General features: G+C 63.3%; 26 protein-coding genes. 4 read left to right on the top strand and 22 right to left on the bottom strand.

Annotation, left to right across the window (positions count from 1 at the left end; translation table 11 throughout):
• Positions 1-116: 116 nt before the first annotated feature.
• The 17 genes from hpf to H351_RS21345 form a co-directional block, all read right to left on the bottom strand.
• Positions 117-797: a ribosome hibernation-promoting factor, HPF/YfiA family gene (gene hpf, locus H351_RS21270; protein WP_003940893.1), complete on the bottom strand. Its 681-nt coding sequence runs from the start codon at positions 795-797 to the stop codon at positions 117-119.
• 175 nt (positions 798-972) lie between these two features.
• Positions 973-1,704, bottom strand: coding sequence for a ComF family protein (locus H351_RS21275; RefSeq protein WP_019747783.1), 732 nt, complete (start codon positions 1,702-1,704; stop codon positions 973-975).
• Between the two features lie 33 nt (positions 1,705-1,737).
• Positions 1,738-3,516 (bottom strand): MtrAB system accessory lipoprotein LpqB, encoded by a 1,779-nt coding sequence (gene lpqB, locus H351_RS21280; RefSeq protein ID WP_019747782.1) that lies wholly within the window; start codon positions 3,514-3,516, stop codon positions 1,738-1,740.
• Complete coding sequence (gene mtrB, locus H351_RS21285) at positions 3,513-5,252, bottom strand: MtrAB system histidine kinase MtrB (RefSeq protein WP_019747781.1); 1,740 nt, start codon at positions 5,250-5,252, stop codon at positions 3,513-3,515. The genes lpqB and mtrB overlap by 4 nt, the downstream gene beginning before the upstream one ends.
• On the bottom strand, positions 5,249-5,926 hold the full coding sequence (gene mtrA, locus H351_RS21290) for an MtrAB system response regulator MtrA (RefSeq protein ID WP_003941013.1): 678 nt from the start codon (positions 5,924-5,926) through the stop codon (positions 5,249-5,251). The genes mtrB and mtrA overlap by 4 nt, the downstream gene beginning before the upstream one ends.
• Positions 5,927-6,042: 116 nt before the next feature.
• Positions 6,043-6,684: a dTMP kinase gene (locus H351_RS21295; protein WP_019747780.1), complete on the bottom strand. Its 642-nt coding sequence runs from the start codon at positions 6,682-6,684 to the stop codon at positions 6,043-6,045.
• 80 nt (positions 6,685-6,764) lie between these two features.
• Positions 6,765-8,243, bottom strand: a complete 1,479-nt coding sequence (ahcY, locus tag H351_RS21300; RefSeq protein ID WP_021332564.1) for an adenosylhomocysteinase — start codon at positions 8,241-8,243, stop codon at positions 6,765-6,767.
• A 60-nt stretch (positions 8,244-8,303) separates the two neighbouring features.
• Positions 8,304-8,945 carry a TetR/AcrR family transcriptional regulator gene (locus H351_RS21305; protein ID WP_021332563.1) on the bottom strand — a complete coding sequence of 214 codons (642 nt, stop codon included), beginning with the start codon at positions 8,943-8,945 and terminating at the stop codon, positions 8,304-8,306.
• 48 nt (positions 8,946-8,993) lie between these two features.
• The gene (locus tag H351_RS21310; RefSeq protein WP_003940894.1) at positions 8,994-9,176 is read right to left on the bottom strand and encodes a rubredoxin; all 183 of its coding nucleotides are present in this window, start codon (positions 9,174-9,176) and stop codon (positions 8,994-8,996) included.
• Positions 9,173-9,358: a rubredoxin gene (locus tag H351_RS31515; RefSeq protein ID WP_003940827.1), complete on the bottom strand. Its 186-nt coding sequence runs from the start codon at positions 9,356-9,358 to the stop codon at positions 9,173-9,175. Before H351_RS31515 ends, H351_RS21310 begins: the two co-directional genes overlap by 4 nt.
• Positions 9,358-10,584 carry an alkane 1-monooxygenase gene (locus H351_RS21315; RefSeq protein ID WP_020907102.1) on the bottom strand — a complete coding sequence of 409 codons (1,227 nt, stop codon included), beginning with the start codon at positions 10,582-10,584 and terminating at the stop codon, positions 9,358-9,360. The genes H351_RS31515 and H351_RS21315 overlap by 1 nt, the downstream gene beginning before the upstream one ends.
• Before the next feature lie 111 nt (positions 10,585-10,695).
• Positions 10,696-12,192, bottom strand: coding sequence for an amino acid permease (locus H351_RS21320; RefSeq protein WP_019747776.1), 1,497 nt, complete (start codon positions 12,190-12,192; stop codon positions 10,696-10,698).
• A gap of 86 nt (positions 12,193-12,278) precedes the next feature.
• On the bottom strand, positions 12,279-13,160 hold the full coding sequence (locus H351_RS21325) for a cation diffusion facilitator family transporter (RefSeq protein ID WP_029255039.1): 882 nt from the start codon (positions 13,158-13,160) through the stop codon (positions 12,279-12,281).
• A gap of 28 nt (positions 13,161-13,188) precedes the next feature.
• The gene (gene manA / locus H351_RS21330) at positions 13,189-14,451 is read right to left on the bottom strand and encodes a mannose-6-phosphate isomerase, class I (protein ID WP_029255038.1); all 1,263 of its coding nucleotides are present in this window, start codon (positions 14,449-14,451) and stop codon (positions 13,189-13,191) included.
• Positions 14,452-15,546 carry a hypothetical protein gene (locus tag H351_RS21335; protein ID WP_020969214.1) on the bottom strand — a complete coding sequence of 365 codons (1,095 nt, stop codon included), beginning with the start codon at positions 15,544-15,546 and terminating at the stop codon, positions 14,452-14,454. It lies immediately after the preceding gene.
• A gap of 163 nt (positions 15,547-15,709) precedes the next feature.
• A complete protein-coding gene (locus H351_RS21340) occupies positions 15,710-17,083 on the bottom strand; it encodes a phosphomannomutase/phosphoglucomutase (protein WP_019747772.1) in 1,374 nt (457 codons plus the stop codon).
• A 127-nt stretch (positions 17,084-17,210) separates the two neighbouring features.
• Positions 17,211-17,597: a DUF3499 domain-containing protein gene (locus tag H351_RS21345; protein ID WP_029255037.1), complete on the bottom strand. Its 387-nt coding sequence runs from the start codon at positions 17,595-17,597 to the stop codon at positions 17,211-17,213.
• An 80-nt stretch (positions 17,598-17,677) separates the two neighbouring features.
• Between H351_RS21345 and H351_RS21350 the strand changes: the two genes are divergently transcribed.
• Positions 17,678-18,166, top strand: a complete 489-nt coding sequence (locus tag H351_RS21350) for a metallopeptidase family protein (protein WP_003940797.1) — start codon at positions 17,678-17,680, stop codon at positions 18,164-18,166.
• 195 nt (positions 18,167-18,361) lie between these two features.
• On the opposite strand, the gene H351_RS21355 is transcribed toward H351_RS21350, so the two are convergent.
• Positions 18,362-18,640 carry a WhiB family transcriptional regulator gene (locus H351_RS21355; RefSeq protein WP_020907098.1) on the bottom strand — a complete coding sequence of 93 codons (279 nt, stop codon included), beginning with the start codon at positions 18,638-18,640 and terminating at the stop codon, positions 18,362-18,364.
• A gap of 380 nt (positions 18,641-19,020) precedes the next feature.
• Between H351_RS21355 and cofD the strand changes: the two genes are divergently transcribed.
• Genes cofD through H351_RS21370 form a run of 3 tightly spaced genes read left to right on the top strand, consistent with a single transcriptional unit; the run spans position 19,021 to position 21,959 of the window.
• Positions 19,021-20,013, top strand: coding sequence for a 2-phospho-L-lactate transferase (gene cofD, locus H351_RS21360; protein WP_003940958.1), 993 nt, complete (start codon positions 19,021-19,023; stop codon positions 20,011-20,013).
• The gene (locus H351_RS21365; RefSeq protein WP_021343712.1) at positions 20,010-21,395 is read left to right on the top strand and encodes a coenzyme F420-0:L-glutamate ligase; all 1,386 of its coding nucleotides are present in this window, start codon (positions 20,010-20,012) and stop codon (positions 21,393-21,395) included. The genes cofD and H351_RS21365 overlap by 4 nt, the downstream gene beginning before the upstream one ends.
• 3 nt (positions 21,396-21,398) lie before the next feature.
• Positions 21,399-21,959, top strand: a complete 561-nt coding sequence (locus tag H351_RS21370) for an NUDIX hydrolase (RefSeq protein ID WP_019747768.1) — start codon at positions 21,399-21,401, stop codon at positions 21,957-21,959.
• On the opposite strand, the gene H351_RS21375 is transcribed toward H351_RS21370, so the two are convergent.
• From H351_RS21375 to rfbD, 4 genes are read right to left on the bottom strand one after another with little or no spacing between them, the layout of a single operon-like run.
• Positions 21,950-22,720: an SGNH/GDSL hydrolase family protein gene (locus H351_RS21375; RefSeq protein WP_019747767.1), complete on the bottom strand. Its 771-nt coding sequence runs from the start codon at positions 22,718-22,720 to the stop codon at positions 21,950-21,952. The two genes, H351_RS21370 and H351_RS21375, sit on opposite strands and share 10 nt — an antisense overlap.
• A gap of 32 nt (positions 22,721-22,752) precedes the next feature.
• The gene (gene manB / locus H351_RS21380; RefSeq protein ID WP_019747766.1) at positions 22,753-23,835 is read right to left on the bottom strand and encodes a mannose-1-phosphate guanylyltransferase; all 1,083 of its coding nucleotides are present in this window, start codon (positions 23,833-23,835) and stop codon (positions 22,753-22,755) included.
• A complete protein-coding gene (locus tag H351_RS21385) occupies positions 23,832-24,746 on the bottom strand; it encodes a glycosyltransferase family 2 protein (RefSeq protein ID WP_019747765.1) in 915 nt (304 codons plus the stop codon). Before H351_RS21385 ends, manB begins: the two co-directional genes overlap by 4 nt.
• Before the next feature lie 43 nt (positions 24,747-24,789).
• The gene (gene rfbD, locus H351_RS21390) at positions 24,790-25,629 is read right to left on the bottom strand and encodes a dTDP-4-dehydrorhamnose reductase (RefSeq protein ID WP_020907092.1); all 840 of its coding nucleotides are present in this window, start codon (positions 25,627-25,629) and stop codon (positions 24,790-24,792) included.
• Between the last annotated feature and the right edge of the window lie 46 nt (positions 25,630-25,675).

The following is a 25,675-nucleotide window of genomic DNA, read 5'->3' on the forward strand; positions in this document are numbered from 1 at the left end:
TCAATCTTCGGCGACAGGGGTCACACACTGAAAATCCGGCCGGGGTCCGAAAACTCCGGCCGGATTCCATGGTAGGCGCTACCGGCGGCGAGCGAGCAAACCCACCACCGATTGGGTCATGTCAGGCGGATCAATCCGTAGTCGAAAGCGTGACGACGGTAGACGACGGACGGCTTGTCCGACTCCTTGTCATGGAAGAGAAAGAAGTCGTGTCCGACCAGTTCCATCTCGTACAGAGCGTCGTCGATGGTCATCGGCTCGGCCGGGTGATCCTTCGTGCGGACCACGCGTCCCGGGCCGTCGTACTCGTCCGGCTCTTGGCCGTTCAGCGAAATGTCCGGTGTGACTCCGAGCGAGTCTGCGTCGACGAGGGAGGCGGTTGCCTCCGCGACGGACACCGGTCGCTTGTCGCCGTAATGGACCTTCTTGCGGTCCTTGGTTCGACGGAGGCGACTCTCGAGCTTGTCGATCACCGATTCGAAGGCGGCGTAGAAGCTGTCTGCGGACGCTTCGGCTCGGGCCACCGGGCCTTTACCTCGAGCGGTGATCTCGACACGCTGGCAACTCTTGGCCTGTCGTCGGTTGCGTTCATGTTGAAGTTCCACGTCGAAGTGGAATATGGAGGGGTCGAAGTGTTCGAGTCGCGCCAGCTTTTCCGAAACGTAGATTCGGAAGTGATCGGGGATCTCGACATTTCGTCCCTTGACTACGACGTCGGATCTCGGAGCTGCGGCATTCTCGGAACGCTCGATGGTGGCGTCCTCGATGAAAAACGAGGCTTGCGAAGGGGTCGTCACTCGTACCTCCCAATTACGGCCCCGCCCCACGGTGGGCGGCGGCAAATTCTGCAAGTACCGAGAGGGGATCCGCCCGGCACCAGTATCGAAGTACCACCTCCTACCAGTATTTTCGGGTGTGCCGCCGACGCTAGTACGTAACGCGCGCGAGTGCCACTGTTCCAACGAAATTCATCTAAGCCCCTGCAAGAACAAGCACGAGAGTTGTCCGAATCCCACTGAGCGTGAGAGCCCGAACCGACTCTGCCGCAGTCGCTCCCGTGGTCAGGACGTCGTCGAGCAGGACGATGTCGCCGTCCCCGACAATCGAAGAGACTGCAGTGGTGTCGAGAGACACATGACCGTTCACATTGGTCACCCGGTCGGCCGCGGACAGTCCGACCGAGTCACGTACTCCTCGCGTCATCCGGAGAATCGGACAGACACGTACCGGACGCCCCTCGACAGAACCAACTTCCCGCTTTTCGCGCACACTCTCGGCTATCCGGCGAACCGGATCACCCCCGCGAGAACGCGCCGCTCGGGCGCGTGTGGGAGCCGGCACCAGCATGATCGGCGTACGACCCCCGCCGCCGACCTCGCCCCACCGTTCCAGAGTGCCCAATGCGCCGGCCACAGCGATCCCCAGAGGCGTCGCGAGGTCTCGACGACCCCGTTCCTTCATCTCGATCACACTGCGCCGCCTGGGGCCGTCGTAGCGGCCGAGTGCCCAGACCGGCACGCCCGGGTCTACGCGCGGACTCAATTGAACCGGATGGTCACGCAGCAGTTCCGCGCACTCACCGCACCACAGTGTCCCCGTGCGGCCACACCCACCACACTCGCGTGGCAACAGCAGATCGAGCAATCCGGCACCGAATTTCTTGTCCCCCATGGCCGAATCATGAATCAGAGCACCGACATGCATCAGTGCACAGACATGCACCAGAGCACAGAGACGTCAGCCAGGTAGAACCGGAATCGCCTTCTGTCCGGTCAGCACAGTCACTTCACGCCAGCGTCGATCCCCGGCGGGGTCGTTGTTGTTCAGTTGGAACACCGCACGCGCGTCGGCGACGTACTCGGTGGTCGGCGACGCATCCACGGAGGTGACGGGAGCGGTCAGGTTTCCACTCGGCAGCGCGTCCATTCGTGAACCGTCTATGGCGACCTGGACGACCGGTATGTCGGCTCCACTGCGCGCGATCACGATGGTGTCGCTGTTGCTCCAGTCGAGTGAGAGCGCGGTACTGCCCAAGCCGGACGCCACCGCACGCGGACTCGTCAGGGCGTAGACCCCGCTGGGTGTGCGCACGACCACGGCCAGGTAGACCTTGCCGTCGATGATCATCGCGGCTCGCACGCCGTCGCGAGAGAGACGCAATTCCGAGATCGTGGAGCCGACCGACGTCAACGCCCCGACATCGACGTTGGTGACCGACACCCGACCGGTTCCTGGTTCGCGGACGACCCGAACGACGGTATTGCCGTTCACGGCCGCCCAGACCGCGTTGTTGTCCAGCTCCCACGAAGGTCGGGTGATGGCGCTGCCTTCGAGCACCGGAGCGGAACCATCGCCGTATGTACCGAGCGACAAGTCGAACCGGGTGGCTGGATCCGGCCGAGCCGTGTCTGCGACGGCTGCGACCAACTTGCCGTCCCGCGAGAGAGCAGCCGCCGTGAGGTTGCCCGCATTGCCCGCGAAACCGGGCACCGGAGTCGCCTCCTGCTCGCTGACGCTCACCAGTGAACCGTTGCGCAGTGCGTGCAGTCCGACGGTCGCACTCGTGGTGGCCAGCGGGTTGGTGGACGCGACGTCGGCGGTGGTCCAGCCTTCCGCATGAGCAGCGTCCAGCGGTTCGCCGTCGATCTCCAGAACGTACGGTCCCGCGACATCGGCATTGGCGAGCGTCCAGATGACTTGCGCTGCAAACAAACCGCGCGTCGCAGCATCCATCGGGTTGTCCAGCCGGAAGTTGATGCGCACACCGCCGAGACCGACTCCGACCTGTCCCGGCTTGCCGTCGGCCTTGGTGATCGGACCGATCACCGACACGCCATTGCCGAGTTCGTTTCGTACAGCCGGCGCCAGCGCTGCCTTCGGTCCGTCGATCATCAGGCCGATCAGCTGAGCTGCCACCTGGTCCTGTCCGCCGGAGATCCAGCGAAGGTCGGGGACGACTGTCTGGCTGGTCGGGTCGAGGAAGAACAACGACTTCCGCTGATATGCGCCGAGGAACTGCGGGCGCTCCATGATCACACCGGGTGGCAGATCGCTGATACGCCATTCGCCATCGGTCAACGTCAGCGTCATCTTCGCTTCGAAGCTGCCCTCTTCGGGGACGTACAGCCCGCCGGGGTCGAGGCGACCGACCTTGTTCACACGAATCGTGTACACCGCTTCGGAACTGGTTCGCGACGCCGACAGGGTGTCGATCTTGTCGACGATGACGGCACTGGCCGCGTCGTCCCAGCGCGCCGAGGCGTCTTTGGTGAGGTACTGACGGGCTGCGGCATGCCGGTTGGACGGATCGGTACTCGCCTTGACGAAGTCACGTACCAGCAAGTCCGGCTCTCGCCCCGATGCCGGTGATTCGACGGAGGTTCCGGGCACAGCTGTTGCCAGAGTTCCGATTGCCTGCGGCGAGGAGGATTCCGGCAAACTCGCGCACGCGCCGGTCAGCAACAGCACGCTGAGCGTTGTTGCGAGAAGTGCCAGACGGCGGCGGGTTTCGATCATGATCGATCCCCACCGTTGGACTCGTTCCGCGAGTCCGATTCGCGCGGAGTCGGCAGGGACGACGTGACCTCGCCGACGGTATCGGCGACGATGTCGGCTTCGCTCGGCGTGCGGACGAACTTTGTGGTCGTCGGTTTGAGAGGCAGTGGGCTCGACACGACTTTCTTGCCACGGGTGCGCGAGAGCGTCAGCCGGAAGCAGGCGCCGACTCCCGGTTCGCCCCAGGCCTCGAGCTTGCCGTCGTGCAGATTCGCGTCTTCGACGCTGATCGCGAGGCCGAGTCCGGTGCCGCCGCTGCGGCGCACGCGGGACGGGTCCGATCTCCAGAACCGGTTGAAGACCAACTTCTCCTCGCCCGGACGCAACCCGACGCCACTGTCGCGGACGATGAAGGCGAGGGCATTGTCGTCGGCGCGAAGGCGAAGCAGAATCGGCTTCCCCTCACCGTGGTCGATGGCGTTGGCCAGGAGATTTCGCAGGATGCGTTCGACGCGGCGCGGATCGACATCTGCCATGACGGGCTCGTCCGGCATGTCCACGATCAGTTCGGTGCCGGATTCGCGGGCGAGATGGCGAACCGTGGAAACGGCCGCTCGCGCACACATACGCACGTCGAGTTGTTCGGATGCGAGTTCCGCGACACCGGCGTCGTGGCGGGAGATCTCGAGGAGGTCCGCCAGAAGCCCCTCGAACCTGTCCAGTTCGGCGACAAGCAGTTCCGACGACCGACGCAGCATCGGGTCGAGGTTCTCGCTGCCGTCGTAGATCAGGTCGGCGGCCATGCGGACCGTGGTCAGAGGTGTGCGGAGTTCATGGCTGACATCGGAGGTGAAGCGTTTCTGGAGACTGCCGAACTCCTCCAACTGGGTGATCTGTTTGGACAGACTCTCGGCCATCTCGTTGAAGGACATGGCCAAGCGCGCCATGTCGTCCTCGCCGCGGACCGGCATTCGTTCCTTGAGTCGGCCGTCTGCGAAACGCACCGCGATTCGTGAGGCCGATCGGATGGGAAGCACGACCTGCCTGGCAACCAACAGCGAAATCGCAGCCAGGAGCACCAGCAACACGGCTCCACCGATCAGCAGGGTGCTTCGAACAAGCGACAGACTCCGGTCTTCGCTTGCGAGCGGGAAGATCAGGTACAGCTCGAGTCCCGATATCGACGACGCGGTGGGGCTACCGATGATCAGCGCGGGACCGGAGTAACCGTTCGGGTTGGACACCGTCGCGAATTGGTAGCTGATCTGGCCGCGTTTGACGAACTCGCGCAGGTTGTCGGGGATTTGATCGACCGGTCCCGAACTCGTCGGCTGGCGCGGCCCGTCCCCGGGCACGATGAGCACCGGGTCGAAGGTGCCGGCCGACCCGGAGGCCTGGCCCGAGGTCTGGTTGCGACGGCTCGTCAGTCCGGATGCAGCGCTTTCCAATTGAACGTTGAGCGCCGTCGAATCGTCGACGCCCGCGAGTTGGTCTTCGACGATGCCGCGGGCACGGTCCATTTCTTCGGTCGCCGCGGTGATCTTCGTTTCCAACAGTCGATCGGTGATCTGACTGGTCAGCACGACACCGAGAATGACGATGACGATCAAGGACAACGTCAAAGTCGAGACGACCACTCGCAACTGGAGCGAGCGTCGCCACGTGTGCGCGAGGGTGTTGCTCATCGAGTGACACCACCGCAGAAATGGCGTCAGCCGTCGGTTGAGACGACGACGCCACCTGGAAACTCCGCTCACGGCGGTCCGGCCTTGTAGCCGACCCCCCTGACCGTCAGAACCACTTCGGGATTCTCGGGATCAGTTTCGACCTTGGCGCGCAAACGCTGAACGTGCACGTTCACCAGACGGGTGTCGGCGGCGTGGCGGTATCCCCACACCTGCTCGAGGAGGACTTCACGGGTGAACACCTGGCGCGGCTTGCGCGCCAATGCGACCAGCAGGTCGAATTCGAGTGGTGTGAGCGAGATCTGCTCGCTGCCGCGGCTGACCTTGTGCGCCGGCACGTCGATCACGATGTCGGCGATGCTCAGCAGCTCGGCCGGTTCCTCTTCGGTGCGGCGCAGGCGAGCGCGAACTCGCGCCACCAACTCCTTCGGCTTGAACGGCTTCATGATGTAGTCGTCCGCACCGGATTCGAGGCCGAGCACGACGTCGACTGTGTCGGTCTTGGCCGTCAACATCACGATGGGCACACCGGAATCCGCACGCAGAACCCGGCATACGTCGATCCCGTTCATTCCGGGAAGCATGAGATCGAGCAGGACGAGATCGGGGCGCGTCTCACGCACTGCCGCGAGCGCCAGGGTTCCGTCGCCTACCACGTAGGGATCAAAACCCTCACCACGCAGCACGATCGTGAGCATCTCGGCGAGTGCCGTGTCGTCGTCGACAACCAGAATCCTTGGTTTCATATCCCTATCGTTGCATCTCGGAGCGATGAATCAGACCGTTACGAGGCCGTGCGGCGTGCCGCGTCTTTCCCTCTACTGTGCCGGAAAGTTCGAATCCCGGCTGCCAGGGTGACCGATCACGCGAAATCCGCGAGCCTGCGTGCCAGATCGGCCGGGTCCGTCTCCGGCCCCACGATCCACCAGGGTGAGGCCCAGTTCGTCGCTGCCAACTGCTTGTAGAGCTCACCGGTTCTGGCCTGCAGACCGCCGTCGCGCTCGTAGGCGTCGAGCTGACGCGACGCGTCCTGGGCCTCACGGGAGCGGGCGCGCTGCTCGGCCAGAGCTACCGGTACGTCGAGGTACAGCTGCAGATCGGGAGCGGGGAGAGCGAGTCGACCCAACTCCAATTCACGGATCCAGGCGACCATCTCGCCGTCCACGCCCTGATGCACTCGCGCCGCGTTGTACGCAGCGTTGGAGGCAACATAGCGGTCGAGGAGAACAATGTCGTTGGTGGACAACAGTTCCGAGATCCGATCCGCAGCACCGGCGCGGTCCAAGGCGAACAGGACTGCCATCGCGTTCACGGATTCGGCCAGGTCTCCGTGTGATCCTTTGAGCGCCTCGGCAGCAAGATCCGCGTGGATCGACTTTCCGTACCGCGGAAAATCCAGAGTCGCGATCGACGTGCCGCCGCGGCGGAGTTCGGTCTCCACTTTGCCGATCAACGTTCGCTTTCCAGCTCCGTCGAGGCCTTCCAATGCCACCAGTGTTCCCACGGCGGACAAGCCTATCCCCCGGCCTGCTTGCGCAGACCGGGGGACGGCGGGCACTACATTCTCAGCGACGAATCGCCGGGTCAGTAGCGGTAGTGCTCCGGCTTGTACGGGCCTTCGACGTCGACGCCGATGTACTCAGCCTGATCCTTCGTGAGCTTGGTCAGCGTGCCACCGAGTGCCTCGACGTGGATCTTGGCGACCTTCTCGTCGAGGTGCTTCGGGAGGCGGTAGACCTCGTTGTCGTACTCGTCCGGCTTCGTCCACAGTTCGATCTGTGCGATGACCTGGTTGGAGAAGCTGTTGCTCATCACGAACGACGGGTGGCCCGTCGCGTTGCCGAGGTTGAGCAGGCGGCCTTCGGACAGCACGATGATCGAGTGGCCGTCGGCGAAGGTGAACTCGTCGACCTGCGGCTTGATGTTGATCCGCGTGACGTCGCCGGACTTCTCGAGGCCTGCCATGTCGATCTCGTTGTCGAAGTGACCGATGTTGCCCAGGATGGCCTGGTGCTTCATGGCCTTCATGTGCTCGAACGTGATGATGTCCTTGTTACCTGTGGACGTGATCACGATGTCGGCCCAGCCGATGGCCTGCTCGACTGTCTTGACCTCGAAGCCGTCCATGAGCGCCTGAAGGGCGTTGATGGGGTCGACCTCGGTGACCGCGACGCGAGCGCCCTGGCCACGAAGTGCCTCGGCACAACCCTTGCCGACGTCTCCGTAACCACAGACCAGCGCAGCCTTGCCGCCGATCAGAACGTCGGTGCCGCGGTTGATGCCGTCGAGCAGCGAGTGGCGTGTGCCGTACTTGTTGTCGAACTTGCTCTTGGTGACCGAGTCGTTGACGTTGATCGCGGGGAACGTGAGTTCGCCGGCAGCGGCAACCTGGTACAGACGCAGAACGCCCGTGGTGGTCTCCTCGGTGACACCCTGGACGGACTCGGCGATCGCAGTCCACTTGCCCTTGTCAGCGGCGAGCGACTGACGCAGAAGCGCAAGGAAGACCTTGTACTCGTCGGAATCCTGGTCGTCGTCCGTCGGCGGCACGACGCCGGCCTTCTCGAACTGTGCGCCCTTGAGCACCAGCATGGTGGCGTCGCCGCCATCGTCGAGAATCATGTTGGCGGGCTCGCCCGGCCAGGTCAGCATCTGCTCCGCTGCCCACCAGTACTCTTCGAGGGTTTCACCCTTCCAGGCGAAAACCGGAACGCCCTTGGGCTCTTCCGGGGTGCCGTGCGGACCGACGACGATGGCGGCGGCAGCATGATCCTGCGTGGAGAAGATGTTGCACGAAGCCCAGCGGACCTCGGCGCCGAGCGCCGTCAGCGTCTCGATCAGAACCGCGGTCTGAATGGTCATGTGCAGCGAGCCGGAAACGCGAGCGCCCTTGAGCGGCAACACCTCTGCGTATTCGCGACGAAGCGCCATGAGGCCGGGCATCTCGTGCTCTGCCAGACGGATTTCCTTGCGACCGAACTCCGCGAGCGAAAGATCTGCAACTTTGAAGTCGATGCCGTTACGGCTCTCGGCCACGGGCGTTGTTGAAACTGAGGTCGTCATCTGCCTCTCCTGGTTGACGTGCAAACTATGCACAAGCCTATCGGTGTACCAGGCTATCGGTTAGACGCCCTCTCCCGCCCGCCCCTCTACTGCGCGACCCTCTCGCGCCACGTCGATGAATGGCCCGAGCAATGTGCCCAGATCCTCCGCCACCGAAACCTCGGACTCCGGCGGCATCGAAATGTAGCTGAGCCCGAGACGCGCAATCGCCCTGGCCAGAATCCCGGCATCGGCGGGTGACGCCTGAATCCACCCTCGCTGGAAGCTCTCCGCAAGCCGCGACGACGCGCGTTCGATGATGACCGCGCTGTCAGTGGTGATCAGGCGAAGAAGGTCCGGCTTGGCCTCACCGGTGAGCAGAGAGATCACCAACGGGTCGGTTGCGCTGGAGGCGAAAAACGATCCGAAGCCCGCCGTCAGTGCCTCGACTGCACGTCCGTCGTTCGCCACCATGGCCTCGTCCACCGCATCGACGAATCCGTCGGCAAGGCGAAGCGCGTATGCCTCGGCAAGCCCTTGCCTCGAACCGAACTCGTTGTAGAGCGTCTGACGACTCACACCGGCATGCTTGGCCAGAACTGTCAGCGTCACCTCGGACCAGTCACGCTCGGTCAACAACTCACGCATCGAATCGAGCACCGACGTACGCAGCAGCAGGCGCGACGCTTCTTTCTGCGGCAGACGAGTTGGCGTCGAAGTCATGGTGACGACACTACCGCCGCGCTCAGGTCCGTTCGACGCCGACGCAACTCACCGCCGCTCGACCTCCACCATGAAGAAGTCGCTCTTCGCCGCGCCGCAGTCCGGGCAACTCCAGTCTTCGGGAATGTCGTCCCAGCGAGTTCCCGGTTCGATACCGTCCTCCGGCCAGCCGACTGCCTCGTCGTACTCGAAGCCGCATTGCGCGCACTGATACAGCTTGTAGTCGTTCATGATTCACTCCCCGCCGTTGCCGGCATCGGCTCGAAGTCCAGCTTTTCCCTCACGCCGCAGTCCGGACAGCACCAGTCGTCCGGCACGGCATCCCACGGCGTTCCTGCCGGAAACCCTTCTCGTGGTGCACCCTTCGACTCGTCGTAGACGTATTCACATACCGGGCATCGGTAGCTGCTCATCACGCTGCTCCGTATCGGGCGAGAATGCGATCACGCTTGGACGGCTGAACGTTGACTCGGGTGATGTCACCGCCGTAATGGGCAAGGACCTTGGGATCCATTACTTTTCGCCACAGCGGCGGAACGTAGGCGAGCATGATCATGCTCGCGTACCCACTGGGCAGGTTGGGCGCACCGTCCATGCTTCGAAGCGTCTGGTAACGACGTGTCGGGTTCGCATGATGGTCACTGTGACGCTGGAGGTGATACAGGAAGATGTTGGTGCAGATGTGATCGCTGTTCCAACTGTGCTCCGGTGCGGCGCGCTCGTACCGCCCACTGTCCAGACGGCGACGCTTCAGTCCGTAATGTTCGAGGTAGTTGACGGTTTCGAGCAGGCAGAATCCGAAGACGGCCTGCAGCACCAGGAACGGCAGCACCGAGAGCCCGAAGACGGCGACGAGGACACCGAAGAGTACGACGGACATCAACCACGAATGCAGGACGTCGTTGCGAATTGTCCACGGCTTCTTACCCAGTCGATCGAGCCTGGCTTTTTCCAGGGACCACGACGAGCGCAGAGATCCCCACACACTGCGCGGCAGGAAGGTCCAGAAGCTCTCGCCGAAGCGAGAAGACGCCGGATCCTCGGGCGTGGCGACCCGCACGTGGTGTCCACGATTGTGCTCGATGTAGAAGTGGCCGTAAAACGACTGCGCCAGAGTGATCTTCGACAACCAGCGCTCGAGATCGTCCTTCTTGTGACCTAGTTCGTGTGCGGTGTTGATCCCGATTCCTGCGACGCAACCGATACTGATCGCCAGACCGATCTTGGAGATCAGCCCCAGTCCCCCGTCGATTCCGAGCCAGGACAGGTCGGTCGCCGACCAGAGATAGCAGGCCAGGACCAGGCTGGCCAACTGGAACGGTATGTAGATGTAGGTGCAGTACCGGTAGTACTTGTCGTTCTCGAGGCGCTCCATCACCTCGTCCGGCGGATTCTCGCCGTCCGGACCGAAGAAGATGTCGAGGATCGGGAGCAGGATGTAGACGAGCAACGGCCCGATCCACCACCACACCGGCGAGACCGCGTTCCACCCGAGACTGTTGAACAACGCGACCAATCCGACGGCAATGAAGACCGCCGTCGGCGGCACCAGGCCGAGCAGCCAAAGATATCTCTTCTTGTCACGCCACTGCTCGGGCGGGAGTGTCTGCCCGGACTGCGAGTTCACGTGCGTCGACACGGTCTACCTCCTCGATTCGGACCGACTCGACAACTGTGAGTCAGTTCACCCTGAGATAGACAGTACTACGCTATTTGTACAAGTGATAGACAAATCATAATCTTTGTACATTTACTCGATTTCGCCGCGTTCACGCTTCCCGATCAACGAATGCTGCCTGCTGTAGGCGAAGTAGATGACAACACCGAGGGCCATCCAGACCACGAACCTCATCCAGGTCTCCACCGACAGGTTGAACATCAACCAGAGACACGCGAGGACAGCCAGGATCGGGATCAGCGGGACCAGCGGCACCCTGAACCCGCGGGGTAGGTCCGGCCGCGTCCGACGAAGCACGAGAACCCCCAACGACACGAGAACAAACGCGAACAACGTGCCGATATTGACCATTTCCTCGAGGGTGCCGATCGGGAACACTCCGGCGAGCACCGCGACCACAACGCCGACCAAGATCGTGATCCGCACGGGAGTTCCGTGCTTGCCGGTCGGCGCCAGGCGTCGCGGCATCAGACCGTCGCGTGCCATCGCGAAGAGCACCCTGGTCTGCCCGAGCATCAGCACCATCACCACGGTCGTGAGACCGGCCAACGCGCCGAACGAGATGACGTTTTTCGCCCACGTGATGTCGTGGAAGGCGAATGCCGTTGCCAGGTTGGAAGTATCGCCCTCGAGTTCGGTGTACTTCACCATCCCGGTCAACACGAGTGTCACTGCCACGTACAGAACCGTGACGATCAAGAGCGAGCCCAGGATGCCGCGTGGCAACGCCTTCTGCGGCTCCTTCGCCTCCTCCGCAGTCGTGGCGACGACGTCGAAGCCGATGAACGCGAAGAACACCAGACTGGCTGCCGCGAGCAATCCGTACCACCCGAATGTGCTGCCACCGGCCCCGGTCACGTACGAGAACAACGACTGGTGGATGCCCTCTCCCGTCGAGCCCGGCTCCGACGGCGGAATGTACGGCGAGTAGTTGTCGGTGTCGATGTAGAACAGACCGACGATGATCACCAGCAACACCACCGCGACCTTGATCGCCGTGATCACCAGTGACACCCTCGAAGAGAGTTTTGTGCCGGTCGCGAGCAGGATCGTGATGACGGCGATCACCAGCACCGCACCCCAGTCGAACGAGATCGGCCCCAACTCGACGATCGGGCTGCGTGAACCCATCACTTCGCCGAGGTACAGCGACCAGCCTTTTGCCACCACCGAAGACGCCAAAGCGAATTCGAGGATGAGATCCCAGCCGATGATCCAGGCGACGAATTCGCCGAATGTCGCGTACGAGAACGTGTACGCGCTACCGGCGACCGGGACCGTCGACGCGAACTCGGCGTAACACAGCGCTGCCAGTCCGCAGGCGATTGCCGCGATGACAAAAGCCAGCGAAACCGACGGCCCGGCGACGTTTCCCGCCGTCCGAGCCGTGAGTGTGAAGATGCCCGCACCGATGACCACTGCGACACCGAACACCGTGAGATCCCACGAGTTCAGCTCTTTCCGGAGTTTGGTCTCCGGCTCGTCGGTGTCCTTGATGGACTGCTCGATCGATTTGGTTCGAAACAGCTTCGACCGTCCAGATCCGGCCTGCTCGTCCTTGACAGCCATTGCCGCCTCCTTGCTGGGGACCAGCAGGTCCCACCATGGGCAAGTAGAGAGATGGCATCAGCCTAAGCCCGCAGGCGCGGCTTTGTTCAGGGTTTGTCGGGAGCCTGTAGATCTGTTTCAGGGCGATCTCCTGCGCTGAGACGATCCAGGTCCGGCTCGATCGTCGATCCGACCGGCACCGCAACCTTGGCAGCAACAAGGATCTCCTCGGGACCGAGGTACTGCGTCTTGCAATGAATGACGCGTTCGATACGAGTTCCGTCGACCAGTGCGTTGAGGATCAGTTCGGTCTCCACCGCCGTTGCGCCCTCACCGATCAGCAGCGACTGCATTTCGATGATCAGAATGACCGCGATGATGCCGAGCAGGACACCGATGCACAGAGTTCCGATGCCGTCGAAGACCGGATTTCCGGTCACCATCGTGAGACCGACGCCGCCGAGTGCAAGGACGAGACCGATCAATGCGCCGGTGTCCTCGAGCAGCACAACCGGGAGTTCCGGGCTACGAGAGGTTCGGATGAAGTTCCACCACGACGCATTTCCCTTGAGCGGTCGTGATTCCTTCGCTGCGGTCCGGAAGCTGTAGCCCTCCAGGCAGATCGCGATGAACAGGATCGCGATTGCCACGAAAGCCGAATTGAGTTCTTCCGGATGCTGAATCTTGTGAATACCTTCGTAGATCGCGAACAGCGAACCGAGGGTGAAGAGCACCAGTGCAACGACGAACGAATAGAAGTACCGGTTGCGCCCGTAACCGAACGGGTGCAGTTGATCTGCCTCACGTTCTGCCTTCTTCTGCCCCAAGAGCAGCAAACCCTGATTGGACGTGTCGGCCACCGAGTGCACCGATTCGGCGAGCATCGACGACGATCCGGTGATCAAGAATCCGGCGAACTTGGCTACGGCAATTCCGGCATTGGCTCCGAGGGCCGCCAGAATCGCCTTCTTGCCACCATGAGCCGACACAATGTCTCCTCGCTATCGACCGAGATTCCTATCGACCGACCACTGCACTGAAAACCTGCGCAGTCGGGGTTCGTGTGGTCAGGTGTACTACGGGCTCGTAGGCAGCAATCCACGCGGCTCGGCCCCGATCGAGGTCGAGAGTGTCGGCACCGCACGTCGCAGTGACCGCGCCGTCGGTGCAGATCAGAATCCGCGGGCCGCCGGCTTCGACAACGAGGTCGGTGGCATTCGAGTCGAACTCCAGACGCGTCAAACGAAATTCAGGTGCGGGCGTGACGTACTCGTATCTGCCTGACCCTGACTGACCTGATCCTGACTGACCTGATCCTGGCTGACCTGATCCTGGCGACGGGGCCGGATCGAGCACTTCGATATCGGCCCCGACGAAGTCCAGAACCCTCAACAGTTCGGGCACGTCGACGTGTTTGGGCGTCAGCCCGCCGCGCAGCACGTTGTCCGAGTTGGCCATGATCTCGACCGCGAGTCCATGGAGATACGCGTGGAGATTTCCCGCAGCGAGAAACAGTCCTTGGCCGGGCTCGAGTGTGACGCGGTTGAGCAGCAGTGCCGCCAGAACGCCGGCGTCGCCGGGGTATGCCTCGCTCAATTCCAGCGCGGTGCGGATCTCGGTCACGAATTCGGCGTCGTGGTGCGCGACGTAGGTGATGCACCCCGCAAGCACGGCAGGGAGCAACGTCCCGAGCACCGTGGACGGCAGCGTGATCCATGTCGTGAACAACGCCCGGAGTCCGTCGGAATCGGGTTGGCCTTCGAGCAGACCGATGTACGGCTCCAACTCGTCGACGGCCAGAGCGCGCAGCAGTTTGACAGTCCGCGTCGGCTCGCGGAATCCGGCAAGCGCTTCAAATCTGCTCAGCGCGACAACGAGTTCGGGCTTGTGGCTGCCGTCCTTGTAGTTGCGAATCGGCGATTCCATGGGAACGCCGAGTGCGTTCTCACGACGAAAACCCTCGTCGGCTTGAACGGCGCTGGGATGCGCCTGAAGCGACAGCGGCTCTTCCGCCGCAAGCAACTTGAGCAGGAATGGGAGTCGCTCACCGAATGCATCGAGGTTCTCACGGCCGAGTTCACGCTCGGGTTCGCGGTGCAGGACCTCGAGCAACGACTCGCTTCCGGATTCGGTGATCACGCGCGCCGGGTCGCCCGGGTGGGCGCCCAACCACAACTCCGCTTCGGGATGATTCGACGGGGTCGCAAGACCGCGTAGTTCGGCAATTGCCGTTCGCGAGCCCCACGCGTAAGAACGTAGTGCACCTTCGAGTTCACGCACTTACTTCGCACCGCCCGTCAACTGCACGTACGCCGCGGCCATGTCTACTCGAGACGCCAACACGAATACCTGCTCCATCTCCGATATCACCACGTTGGTCTGGTCTTCGTCTGCCGCCACCACCAGATCGGCGTCGGCCAGTGCGTCCATCCGGCGTCTCGCCTCCCCGCGCGTGGATTCCGTCGCGAAGACGAACGCCCGCGCCGGTGGGGTCGGCAATGCGCCGTCGAGTTGCGGATCGTGAAAGAACGGGTCGTGGAACACCGAATCACGCGAAGCTGCGTCCGGCGCGAACAGCGCCCGCGCCGAACGAATCACCTCCGACATCTCGGCGGCAGCGGCATTCAGGCCCGAGCTCATCAGCGAAACGCTCGAGAACTCTGCGAGTGCTGTTGTCACGGAACCACTCCCACACAGCACGACCCGTCGGCCGCTCATTCTGGTTGCCAACGACTTGGCCGGGTTGTGGAATACCTCGTTGGCCGGCCCGTCCCGCAGCGCCTCCGCATCAACGGCGTCGGCGATTCGACCGAGCACCGCCGAACGGTCCTCGATCGATCCCTTGCCCTCGATTTCGGCGGCAACGGCGAGGAAGACGGCGAGGAACCGCGTCATCGTGTGCCTCGGCGAGGCGTAGAGCCGCGGCGGCAACGACATGGTGCGCCCGGCCGCCACAGCCCGCATGGGCCCCTCGTCCGGAACGGCGACAACAACTTCGGCGCCACGGCGAACTGCACTGTCGACGGATTCGACCAGGCGCGGATCACCGGCATCGTCACCGGCAACGATGATCACGTCCAACGGTCCGGCCCACGACGGCGTCCGGTCGAGTACGAGGAGCGGACAACCGATCGAATCTCCGACGAGAGCAAGCGCGATCCTGGCTCCGTGCCGAGCGCCACCGGCACCGGCAATCAGCACGACGCTGCGCGGGCGCAGGCCGGCCAGCCGAGAGATCACACCCTCGCCGACGGCCGATGCGGTGGCCCGAATCTGTGCGCCCCCCATGGCCACAGACCGCAGTAACCCTTCCGAATCGGCAGCCGACAAACCCTCGCTGTCGTCGAGGTCGAGAAGCGGCATCGGCGCTGTCATCTCACCGCACCCCCTTCTCCGTTCGCAGTTCCCGCACCGTCCAGCATTCCAGCTCTACGCGGTCCGTGGTGGCAAAGCCCTCGTTCCCGTGGCAGTCGTTCCCGAGATAGTCCCCCAACTATCCCAGGGCTTCGGCTCACCGACAAACCGATCAGACTCGGATTCAAGCCCGGACGATCGCCAGAATTTCGTTCACCAATGCGTCGACATCGGCGGACGTGGGTGCTTCGACGTTGAGTCGCAGCAAAGGCTCGGTGTTGGACGCGCGCAAGTTGAACCAGGCATTTCCCTCGAGACTGACTGTGACACCGTCGAGGCGATCCACCGACTCGGTGCGGTCCGCGAATGCTGCCAGCACAGCGGCAGTGCGATCGGCCGCGTCAGCCACCGTGGAGTTGATCTCACCCGAGGCCGCGTAGCGGGTGTACTCCGCCATCAACTCGGAGAGCGGACGGTCCTGCTCGCCCAGTGCGGCGAGTACGTGCAACGCCGCGAGCATGCCGGAGTCGGCGCCCCAGAAATCGCGGAAGTAGTAGTGAGCTGAGTGCTCGCCGCCGAAGACGGCACCGGTCTCGGCCATCTCCTGCTTGATGAACGAGTGGCCGACTCGGGTACGGATCGCGACGCCGCCGAGTTCTTCGACCAGTTCGGGCACTGCCCGCGACGTGATCAGATTGTGGATGATCGACGCGCCAGGTTCCTTCGCGAGTTCGCGCTTGGCGACAAGTGCCGTCACCGCGGACGGAGAGACGGGGTCGCCCTTCTCGTCGACGACGAAGCAACGGTCCGCGTCACCGTCGAAAGCCAGGCCGATGTCTGCTCCGGTCTCACGCACGTAGGCCTGCAGGTCGACGAGGTTGGCCGGATCGAGCGGATTGGCTTCGTGGTTGGGGAACGTGCCGTCGAGCTCGAAGTAGAGCGGGAGGACTTCGAGAGGCATCGGCCCGAATACGGCCGGCGCGGTATGGCCGCCCATGCCGTTTCCTGCATCGACTGCGACCTTCATCGGGCGCAACGCAGCCAGGTCGACCAATCCGCGGAGGTAGCTCGCGTATTCCTCGAGGACGTCCTTCGTGCTGGCGGTACCTGCCGGTCCGTCGTACGCGGGAACACCCGAGACGACCTCGGCGGAGATGACTGCCAGGCCGGTGTCCTGACCGACGGGCTTGGCGCCGGCCCGGCACATCTTGATGCCGTTGTACTTGGCCGGATTGTGGCTCGCCGTGAACATCGCGCCCGGGCAGTTCAGCAAACCGGATGCAAAGTAGAGCTCGTCGGTCGACGCCAATCCGATGTAGACGACGTCGAGTCCTTGAGCGAGCACGCCGTCACCGAAAGCAGAAGACAGTGTGGGCGACGATGCACGCATGTCGTAGCCGATCACAACCGTCGTGGCAGCGCCGGCCTCGTCACGGACCAGACGGGCGAACGACGCTCCCACGTCGCGGACAAAATCTTCGTCGATCTGCTCACCGACCACGCCGCGCACGTCGTACGCCTTGATGATTGCAGCAACCGACTCGGCTGTTCGCCCCACTGAAAACTCTCCTTGTGCATGCACCCTCACAGACGGGAACGTCCGGGCGCATGGCGTCCGGAGATTCGCAGTACTCGGGTGTGGAAGTACTCGGTCGAGCCTAGCGTCTGCGGCGACGAATCTCGCGTCAGTTGGATGGGTCGGGCAGTACGCGGAGGTGTCCACGACGCCCTGTACGGGCAGTACTCGGAGCCGCGGGACGTATGTCCTCATCTGCGTCGACGTTGGACCTGTTGCGATCTCCGAGACCGGCTTCACGTACAGCTTCGGCCAAAGCGGTCAGATCGTCTTCGTCGGGAGTGCTCGACGCGAATCCGCCTTCGTGGCGGACGAGTTCCCAGCCCTTGGGGGCGGTGATTCGAGAGCCGTGAGTGTCACACAAATCCCATGAATGGGGCTCGGCGACGGTTGCCAGCGGCCCGACAACCGCAGTGGAGTCCGAGTAGACATACGTAAGCGTCGCGACGGCGGGGTTCTTGCACCCGGGGCGGCAGCAGCGACGCAGAGATCTCACAGGTACGGAGCCTAGCCCTCCCCACGTCCGGAACCTACTCGGACACACCGAGCAGTTTCTTCTGTCGTAATCTGGGCGCCATGCCACAAGCCCGCCGCCGACGCTCGGTCACCACTCGTTCCATCGAGCGACACGGCCGTGGCCTGCGCGGACCACTACTTCCCCCGGAGGTGCCGGCCAGGCGTACCCGGGCCGAGAAGTTCGATCTCCTGGTGCTCGACGCCTTCTCGCCCGTCGACCTCGCGTGGCACGACCGGTTGACGAAACTCGACATCGCGGTGGACGAAGTTCCGAAGATTCACGCGCACGATCCGGAGTCGGTCACATGGCCGCCGGAGGTCATCGCAGACGGCCCGGTTCCACTGTCACGACTGATTCCGGCCGGAATCGACCGTCACGGAAATACGACTCGCGCAAGAATTGTGCTGTTTCGCCGCCCATTGGAGCAGCGCGCGAAGGATCCGGAAGAACTCACGGATCTGGTGCACGACGTGTTGGTCCATCAAGTCGGCACGTATCTGGGCGTCGACCCACAGGTCATCGACCCCACACTGCCCGACGAGGACTGATACTGCCGGACGAGCACTGATACTGCCCGACGAGGACTGACGCACCGTCAGACGAAAAAACTGATGTCACACGAAGAAGTAAATCCACACGAAGAACAAAACAGTCGTTGCTTGACCTGCAATTCCCCGTTGCAGGTCAGACTTTCGAAGACCGCCCGTCAGCCCCGACGCTGACAGAACCGATTCAGCAGCAGATCAGATGATCCCCCGCTTGAGTCGCCGACGCTCGCGCTCGGACAACCCTCCCCAGATTCCGAACCGTTCGTCGTTCGCGAGCGCGTACTCGAGGCACTCGTCACGAACTTCACAACCGAGGCAGATCCGTTTTGCTTCCCTCGTCGATCCACCCTTTTCAGGGAAGAACGCTTCGGGATCGGTCTGCGCGCAGAGAGCACGCTCCTGCCACTGATCCTCGATGGTGTCGAACAATTCTTCGAAGCCGGTGACGAGACTCAGCACTGGCCGAGTACTCATCCCGTCGAACTCACTGCTGCAGGCACCTTCTGCTGCGCCTGCTCGGGAATCGGTCTGCGGTTCGTCGCTTACTGTCATTGCGAGAGAACTGATCTCGACATTTTCATTGGGCATCGTTCCGCCTCCTCACCTGTAATAGCGCAGAATTTTCACTCCATCTTCAACCCCACCCCGTCGACCGTTCGAAACTGTGTTCGAAACCGGCCCCGCTGCAAGTGAACTCACAAGTAGCGGTTGGAATGACACATTTGAGATTACACACGTCCAGCGTGTCGCGGTCAAGCTAAACGAGATGAATCCATTAGTATTCCGGCCCCCAATTGACGGGACCTTCTGCCCGCCAGACACGACGACGCGCCGACCGCCTAGGCTCTGTTGTCGTGAACGTGACTGTATTGGTTGGCGGCGTCGGCGGGGCCCGTTTCCTTCAAGGTGTGCAAAATGCGCTCGGAATCGCCGGTGGTGAATCCCTCGAGAAATACGAAGGCCCACATCGCATCACGGCCGTCGTCAACGTCGGAGACGACGTCTGGATGCACGGTCTGCGCATCTGCCCCGATCTGGACACTTGTATGTACACACTCGGCGGCGGTATCGACACCGAACGCGGGTGGGGGCACGCCGGCGAAACCTGGAATGCGAAAGAAGAACTCGCGGCATACGGAGCGAAGCCGGACTGGTTCGGCCTCGGAGATCGCGATATCGCAACGCATTTGATTCGCAGCCAGATGCTCCGCACGGGATATCCGTTGTCCGCGATCACCGAAGCGTTGTGCAATCGCTGGAATCCGGGTGTCGCACTGCTTCCCGTGAGCGACGACCGCAGCGAAACACACGTTGTGATCACCGATCCGGAAGACGGTGAACAGAAGGCGATTCATTTCCAGGAGTGGTGGGTACGCCATCGAGCACAGGTGGAAACTCACAGCTTCGCTCACGTCGGCGCCGAGCAGGCCAAGCCCGCGCCGGGGGTGGTCGAGGCGATCGACGGTGCCGACATCGTGCTGATCGCACCGTCCAATCCCGTCGTGAGCGTCGGCGCGATCCTCGCGGTGCCCGGCATTCGCGGAGCCCTGCGGACCACCGCGGCCAAGGTTGTCGGCCTCTCCCCCGTCATCGGTGGAAAACCGTTGCGCGGCATGGCTGACGAGTGCCTCGAAGTGATCGGGGTCGAGACGACTTCCGAGGCGATCGGTCGCCACTACGGAGCTCGCTCGATCAACGGCATTCTCGACGGCTGGCTCGTCGACGAAGGTGACACGGCCGACATCGACGGGGTGGACGTGCGAAGCATCCCACTTTTGATGACGTCCCCCGAAGAGACCGCAAAAATGGTTCGAACGGCTTTCGAGATCGCCGGAGTCGAACTGTGACCGAGCCCGGAACCGAAGCAAGCCGCGACAGAAATCACTCTCCCGGCGATCACTCCCCCGGCGCCGCAATCGAAGTCATTCCCGTGCTCGGCCTTCCCGAGTTCCGACCCGGAGACGACTTGGCCGCCGCTGTCGTCGACGCGACACCGTGGCTCGAGAACGGCGACGTCGTTGTCGTCACGAGCAAGGTGTTCTCAAAAGTCGAGGGTCGCATCGTTTCCTCGCCGACCGATCCGGAAGAGCGCGACGCAGCACGACGCCTCCTGGTGGATCAGGAAGCCGTCCGCGTCGTGGCCCGCAAGGGCCGCACTCTGATCACCGAGAACAAACTCGGCATCGTGCAGGCCGCATCGGGCATCGACGGCTCCAACGTCGACGGTGCCGAACTCGCCCTGCTCCCCGTGGATCCCGATGCGAGCGCAGCGGGGCTGCGTGCCCGAATTCTCGAGAGCACGGGCAAGTCCGTCGCCGTCGTCGTGACCGACACGATGGGTCGTGCGTGGCGCAACGGGCAGACCGATGCCGCGATCGGTTCCTCCGGCATTCCGGTCCTGCACGGCTACCTCGGGGCACAGGACAGCCAGGGCAACGATCTGATCGTCACCGAGATCGCGATCGCGGACGAGATCGCCGCTGCGGGCGATCTGGTCAAGGGCAAGCTCGGCGGCGTTCCCGTCGCCGTCGTGCGAGGACTCCGATTCGAGGACGACGGTTCGAGTGGCCAGGATCTGATCCGTCGCGGCCCGGACGATCTGTTCTGGCTGGGAACCGAGGAGGCTACGGCGATGGGCCGCGGCCAGGCGCTGCTGTTGCGTCGGTCGGTTCGGCAGTTCGCAGGTGATCCCGTCGACGCGGAGATCATTCGCAGCTCGATCGCCGAGGCACTCACTGCTCCAGCACCCCACCACACGAGGCCTGTTCGATTCGTGTGGCTGCGGACCGAGTCGGTCCGCACGTCGCTTCTCGAGAAGATGCGTGAGAAGTGGGCCGCCGATCTGCGGGCGGACGGTCGTAGCGACGAATCCGTCGACGCGCGGGTTGCCCGTGGAAACATCCTGTTCGACGCCCCCGAGGTCGTCATTCCCTTCTGCGTGCCCGACGGCGCACACAGTTATCCGGATGCCCGACGTACCGCGGCGGAGTCCACGATGTTCACCGTCGCTGCCGGCGCGGCAGTGCAGGGACTGCTGGTCTCGCTGGCCACACGCGGCGTGGGAAGCTGCTGGATCGGATCTACGATCTTCGCCGCCGACCTCGTACGCGAACAGCTCGATCTCCCGGCCGATTGGCAGCCACTCGGCGCAGTCGCAATCGGGTACCCCCTCGAACCACTGACTCCGCGCACGGTCTCCGCCCCCGGGGACGCGTTGGTGGAGCTGTAGGTCATGTCAGCCGAATCGCTGCACGCCTCCGCCAAGGGCGTCCTGGAGGGCTGGTCGACGTCCTCCGAAGCGGACGAGTCACTGCGGCACACGATGCTCGCGTTCCTCGATTCGGCTCCGGACGGCTGCCTTCGTCGCCATGCCCCAGGACACATCACCGCGTCGTCTCTGGTTCTCGACGAGAGTGGCTGCCACGTCTTACTGACCCTGCATCCCAAGGTGGGCAGGTGGATTCAGCTCGGAGGTCACTGCGAGCCCGACGACGAGACGGTAGTCGATGCGGCATTGCGGGAGGCTCGTGAGGAGTCCGGAATTCACGACGTTCGGATAGACGCGGACCTACTCTCCGCCCACACACATCCGATCACGTGCTCACTCGGAGTCCCGACCAGACATCTCGATCTACGGTTTCTTGTTGTGGCGCCGGACAATTCACATATCGTCCGCAGCGCGGAGTCCACCGACCTCCGGTGGTGGCCGGTGGACGCGCTACCGCCGACTGCCGAACGCGAGACCATCGACCACCTGGTAGCGCTCGCCCATCAGCGCAAGAATCAGGACTGAATCGGAGACAGCTCGGGTTGCTTGGCGCTCACGCCGTCGCCCGAAGATGTTCCCTTCACGCGCCGAGCTACCCACGGCACCAAGAACTCTCGCGCCCATTGACGATCCTCGCGACGAGTTTCCGCTTTCGTGAGAACCGGCGCAGGCCCGAGGTCGGGCGCGATCAATCCGTGTTCGACGCCCAGTACGTCGAGCACCCGCGTCGCCATGTTCTCGTGCCCGGCGGGCGACATGTGGAGGCGATCCCAGTCCCACATCCGTAGGTCCTGATATTCGGAGAATCGCCAGAAGTCGACGAGGGTCGCGCCGTGGCGGTCCGCTACCTCGCGAACAAGCTCGTTGTAAATCGCCAGGCGTCCGCGGAGCTTGCCGAAGAAGGCGGACCATCCGGTGTCGTATGCGGTGAACATGAGAACCTGCGCACCGGAAGCAGTGAGCTGGCCGATTGCCGAATCGTAGCGGGCGACCATCGCGTCGATGTCGAGCTTCGGACGCATCATGTCGTTTCCGCCGGCGTAGATGGTCACCAGATCGGGCTTCAACGCCAGAGCGGGTTCCAACTGCTCGTCGATGATCGGTCCGAGTAGGCGACCACGAATCGCCAGGTTGGCGTAGCGGAACTCGGGGTTGTTCACCGCCAGCTGCTCGGCCACTCGGTCTGCCCACCCGCGCAGACCGTTGGGGAATCGTTCGTCGGCGTCGCCGACGCCCTCGGTGAACGAGTCACCGAGGGCAACGTAACGGCTCGGAAGAGAAGTCATACCCGCCAGTATTCCAGTAGGTCAGCTAACGATCACACATCTGTGCTGAAGCGCACGCCACCGTCCGGCAGCGTCACTCCCGGCCACACACGTGCGCCGCGCAACAATTCGCACCGCGCACCGATGTCCGCGCCGTCTCCGATGACGGCGTCGCGGACCAGTGCTCGTGGTCCGATACGGACGCCGAATCCGAGGATCGATCGTTCGACTACCGCACCGGCTTCCACAACGGCGCCGTCGAAGAGAATCGCACCGTCGAGGCGCGCACCTGCGCCGACTTCTGCGCCGCGGCCGACAACCGTGCCGCCGATCAGGACGGCGCCAGGCGCAATTCCCGCCCCGGGGTGAACGAGCGACTCGCCGCGCGGACCTTCGAGAGCCGGCGAAGGCGCGATGCCTCGCACCAGGTCGGCGGAACCGCGAACGAAGTCCTCGGGGGTTCCCATGTCACGCCAGTACGACGAGTCGACGTGGCCGAACACCCGCTTGCCCTCGGCCAGGAGATTCGGGAACACCTCGCGCTCGACCGATACCGGTCGTCCCTCCGGGATCTGTTCGATGATCTCGCGCTTGAAGACGTAGCAGCCGGCGTTGATCTGATCCGTCGGCGGATCCTGGGTCTTCTCCAGGAATGCCGAGACTCGTCCGTCCTCGTCGGTCGGAACACAACCGAATGCACGCGGGTCTCCCACACGAACCAGGTGAAGTGTCACGTCGGCGTCCGTCTTCTCGTGGGTCTCGAGAATGGCGTTCAGGTCGGTGCCACCGAGCACGTCACCGTTGAACACCATGACGTTGTCGCCGCGCAACTTCGGGAGTACGTTGCGGATTCCGCCACCGGTGCCCAGCGGCTCGGTCTCGAAGACGTAGTCGATCTCGAGCCCCATCTTGGAGCCGTCGCCGAAGTAGTCCTCGAATACCTCTGCCTTGAAAGATGTTCCGAGCACCACGTGCTTGATACCGGCAGCCTCGATCCTGGCAAGCAGATGCGTCAGGAACGGAAGGCCGGCTGTCGGAAGCATCGGCTTGGGCGCCGACAGCGTCAACGGACGCAGCCGAGTGCCCTTGCCGCCTACCAGGATTACGGCGTCGGTCGGATTCGGATCGGACATCATTTTCCCCCGTGGTTCGAAACTGATGGGTTGTCGGTCGAGTCGTCGGTGCGAGCGCGCTCGCGAACAGCAGAAGCTACGGCGATCTTGGACCGCACGGCCAGGCCACCGCGCAAGGCAAGTCGCAGCGGAGCCTGCCACCAGTGCGGATGACGATCAGCTTGGAACTGGTATGCGCTGCGATGATGGGCGGGCAGCATCAGTTCCGGATGCCGGCCTGCCGCATGGCCTTTGGCATGGGTCACGACAGCGGAGGGAACAAAGACATTGAGCCACCCGGCTTTTCCGAGGCGATCACCGAAATCGACGTCCTCCATGTACATGAAGTATCGCGAGTCGAACCCGGAGATGGCGTCGAAGGCATCACGTCGGACCAACAGGCACGACCCGGAAAGCCAACCGACGGAGCGCTCGGTGACGGCCTCGTTCTCCTGACGGTAACGGGCAGTCCACGGGTTCTTCGGCCACACGGTGCCGAGCAATGCGTGCCCGACGCCCGAGGTAATGTCGGGCACCGTTCGTGCCGACGGATAGACGCTGCCGTCCGGTTCGAGGACCTTCGGCCCCAGTGCACCGGCCCTTGGCCACCGATTTGCCGCAGCGACCAATTCGTCGAGTGAACCAGGTGCCCATTGGACGTCAGGATTGGAAATCACGACAAATTCGATCGACGAATCGATCTCCGCCACAGCCCGATTTATCGCTCCGCCGTAGCCGATGTTTCCCCCTGTACGAAGCAGACGAACATGCTCGTACTTGGCATCCGCCGCCTCCGGCGCACCATCGGTCGACCCGTTGTCGGCCATGATGACCTGGGGTTTTTCTGTCGTCGCCGCGGCGAGCGTGCTCAAGAAATTCTCGAGATGCTCGCCTGGGGAGTACGTCACCGTTACCACGGCCAGCTTGGGACTCACGCCGGTCAGCCTAGCCGCCCACGGGCACTGCCCCGAACAATGCTCACGCCAGAGCGGCGTGCAGAGCCTCTCGCCACGGACGCAGCGGCGTCATTCCCGCGGTAACCCACGCGCGCTCGGACAAAACCGAATATGCCGGGCGGGGCGCAGGGCGCACGAAGTCCGCGCTGCTGCACGGGCGCACCCGCGCCGGGTCTGCTCCGATCTCCTCGAACACCGCTCGCGCCAACTCGTACCAACTGGCTTGCCCGCCGTTGGTCAGGTGGAACGTCGACGCACCCGTGAAGTCCCGCAGCGCGAGTTCGACGATGCCGCCGGCCAGATCGACGCTGTACGTGGGTGACCCGATCTGGTCGTCCACGACGTTCACGAATTCTCGTTCGGCTTCGAGCCTGCGCATCGTGGCGACAAAATCCGTACCGACACCCGAATACACCCACGCGGTACGGACAACGGCCACGTCGGCGCCCGACTCTCGTACTGCGATCTCGCCGTCCAGCTTGGTTCGGCCGTAGACCGTCGCGGGACCGGTCGGTGCATCGACGTCGTATGGAGTGCTCGCGTCACCCGGAAAGACGTAGTCCGTCGAAACGTGGATCAACCGCGAACCGGCCCGCGCACACGCTCGCGCGAGATTCAGCGGTCCGATCTCGTTGACCGCCCTCGCTGCCTCCTGGTCGGTCTCGGCGGCGTCGACCGCCGTGTACGCAGCGCAGTTGATCAGCACCGAATCGGGCGAGACGAAGTCGTCGACCGCGCGGCTGTCTGTGATGTCGAGCTCGCGGGAACCGACGGCCGTCACAGTGTGACCCGCCGACGTTGCGAGAGCATCGATACGTGTTCCGAGCTGCCCTCGGGCGCCGGTGAGCAGGATATTCGTCACATGGTTGAGTCTGGCACGCCGCGTCGAGGTACTCGCGGCCGAGCAT

Origin of the sequence: Rhodococcus erythropolis R138 (assembly GCF_000696675.2) — a bacterium.
Lineage (GTDB): Bacteria > Actinomycetota > Actinomycetes > Mycobacteriales > Mycobacteriaceae > Rhodococcus_F > Rhodococcus_F erythropolis.

Coding starts and splice junctions, on each gene's coding strand:
- H351_RS21275 (WP_019747783.1), bottom strand. CDS start 1,704: ATGCATGTCGGTGCTCTGATTCATGATTCGGCCATGGGGGACAAGAAA.
- lpqB (WP_019747782.1), bottom strand. CDS start 3,516: ATGATCGAAACCCGCCGCCGTCTGGCACTTCTCGCAACAACGCTCAGC.
- mtrA (WP_003941013.1), bottom strand. CDS start 5,926: ATGAAACCAAGGATTCTGGTTGTCGACGACGACACGGCACTCGCCGAG.
- ahcY (WP_021332564.1), bottom strand. CDS start 8,243: ATGACGACCTCAGTTTCAACAACGCCCGTGGCCGAGAGCCGTAACGGC.
- H351_RS21305 (WP_021332563.1), bottom strand. CDS start 8,945: ATGACTTCGACGCCAACTCGTCTGCCGCAGAAAGAAGCGTCGCGCCTG.
- H351_RS21310 (WP_003940894.1), bottom strand. CDS start 9,176: ATGAACGACTACAAGCTGTATCAGTGCGCGCAATGCGGCTTCGAGTAC.
- H351_RS31515 (WP_003940827.1), bottom strand. CDS start 9,358: ATGAGCAGCTACCGATGCCCGGTATGTGAATACGTCTACGACGAGTCG.
- H351_RS21320 (WP_019747776.1), bottom strand. CDS start 12,192: ATGGCTGTCAAGGACGAGCAGGCCGGATCTGGACGGTCGAAGCTGTTT.
- H351_RS21335 (WP_020969214.1), bottom strand. CDS start 15,546: ATGACAGCGCCGATGCCGCTTCTCGACCTCGACGACAGCGAGGGTTTG.
- H351_RS21350 (WP_003940797.1), top strand. CDS start 17,678: ATGCCACAAGCCCGCCGCCGACGCTCGGTCACCACTCGTTCCATCGAG.
- H351_RS21355 (WP_020907098.1), bottom strand. CDS start 18,640: ATGAGTACTCGGCCAGTGCTGAGTCTCGTCACCGGCTTCGAAGAATTG.
- H351_RS21370 (WP_019747768.1), top strand. CDS start 21,399: ATGTCAGCCGAATCGCTGCACGCCTCCGCCAAGGGCGTCCTGGAGGGC.
- H351_RS21375 (WP_019747767.1), bottom strand. CDS start 22,720: ATGACTTCTCTTCCGAGCCGTTACGTTGCCCTCGGTGACTCGTTCACC.
- manB (WP_019747766.1), bottom strand. CDS start 23,835: ATGATGTCCGATCCGAATCCGACCGACGCCGTAATCCTGGTAGGCGGC.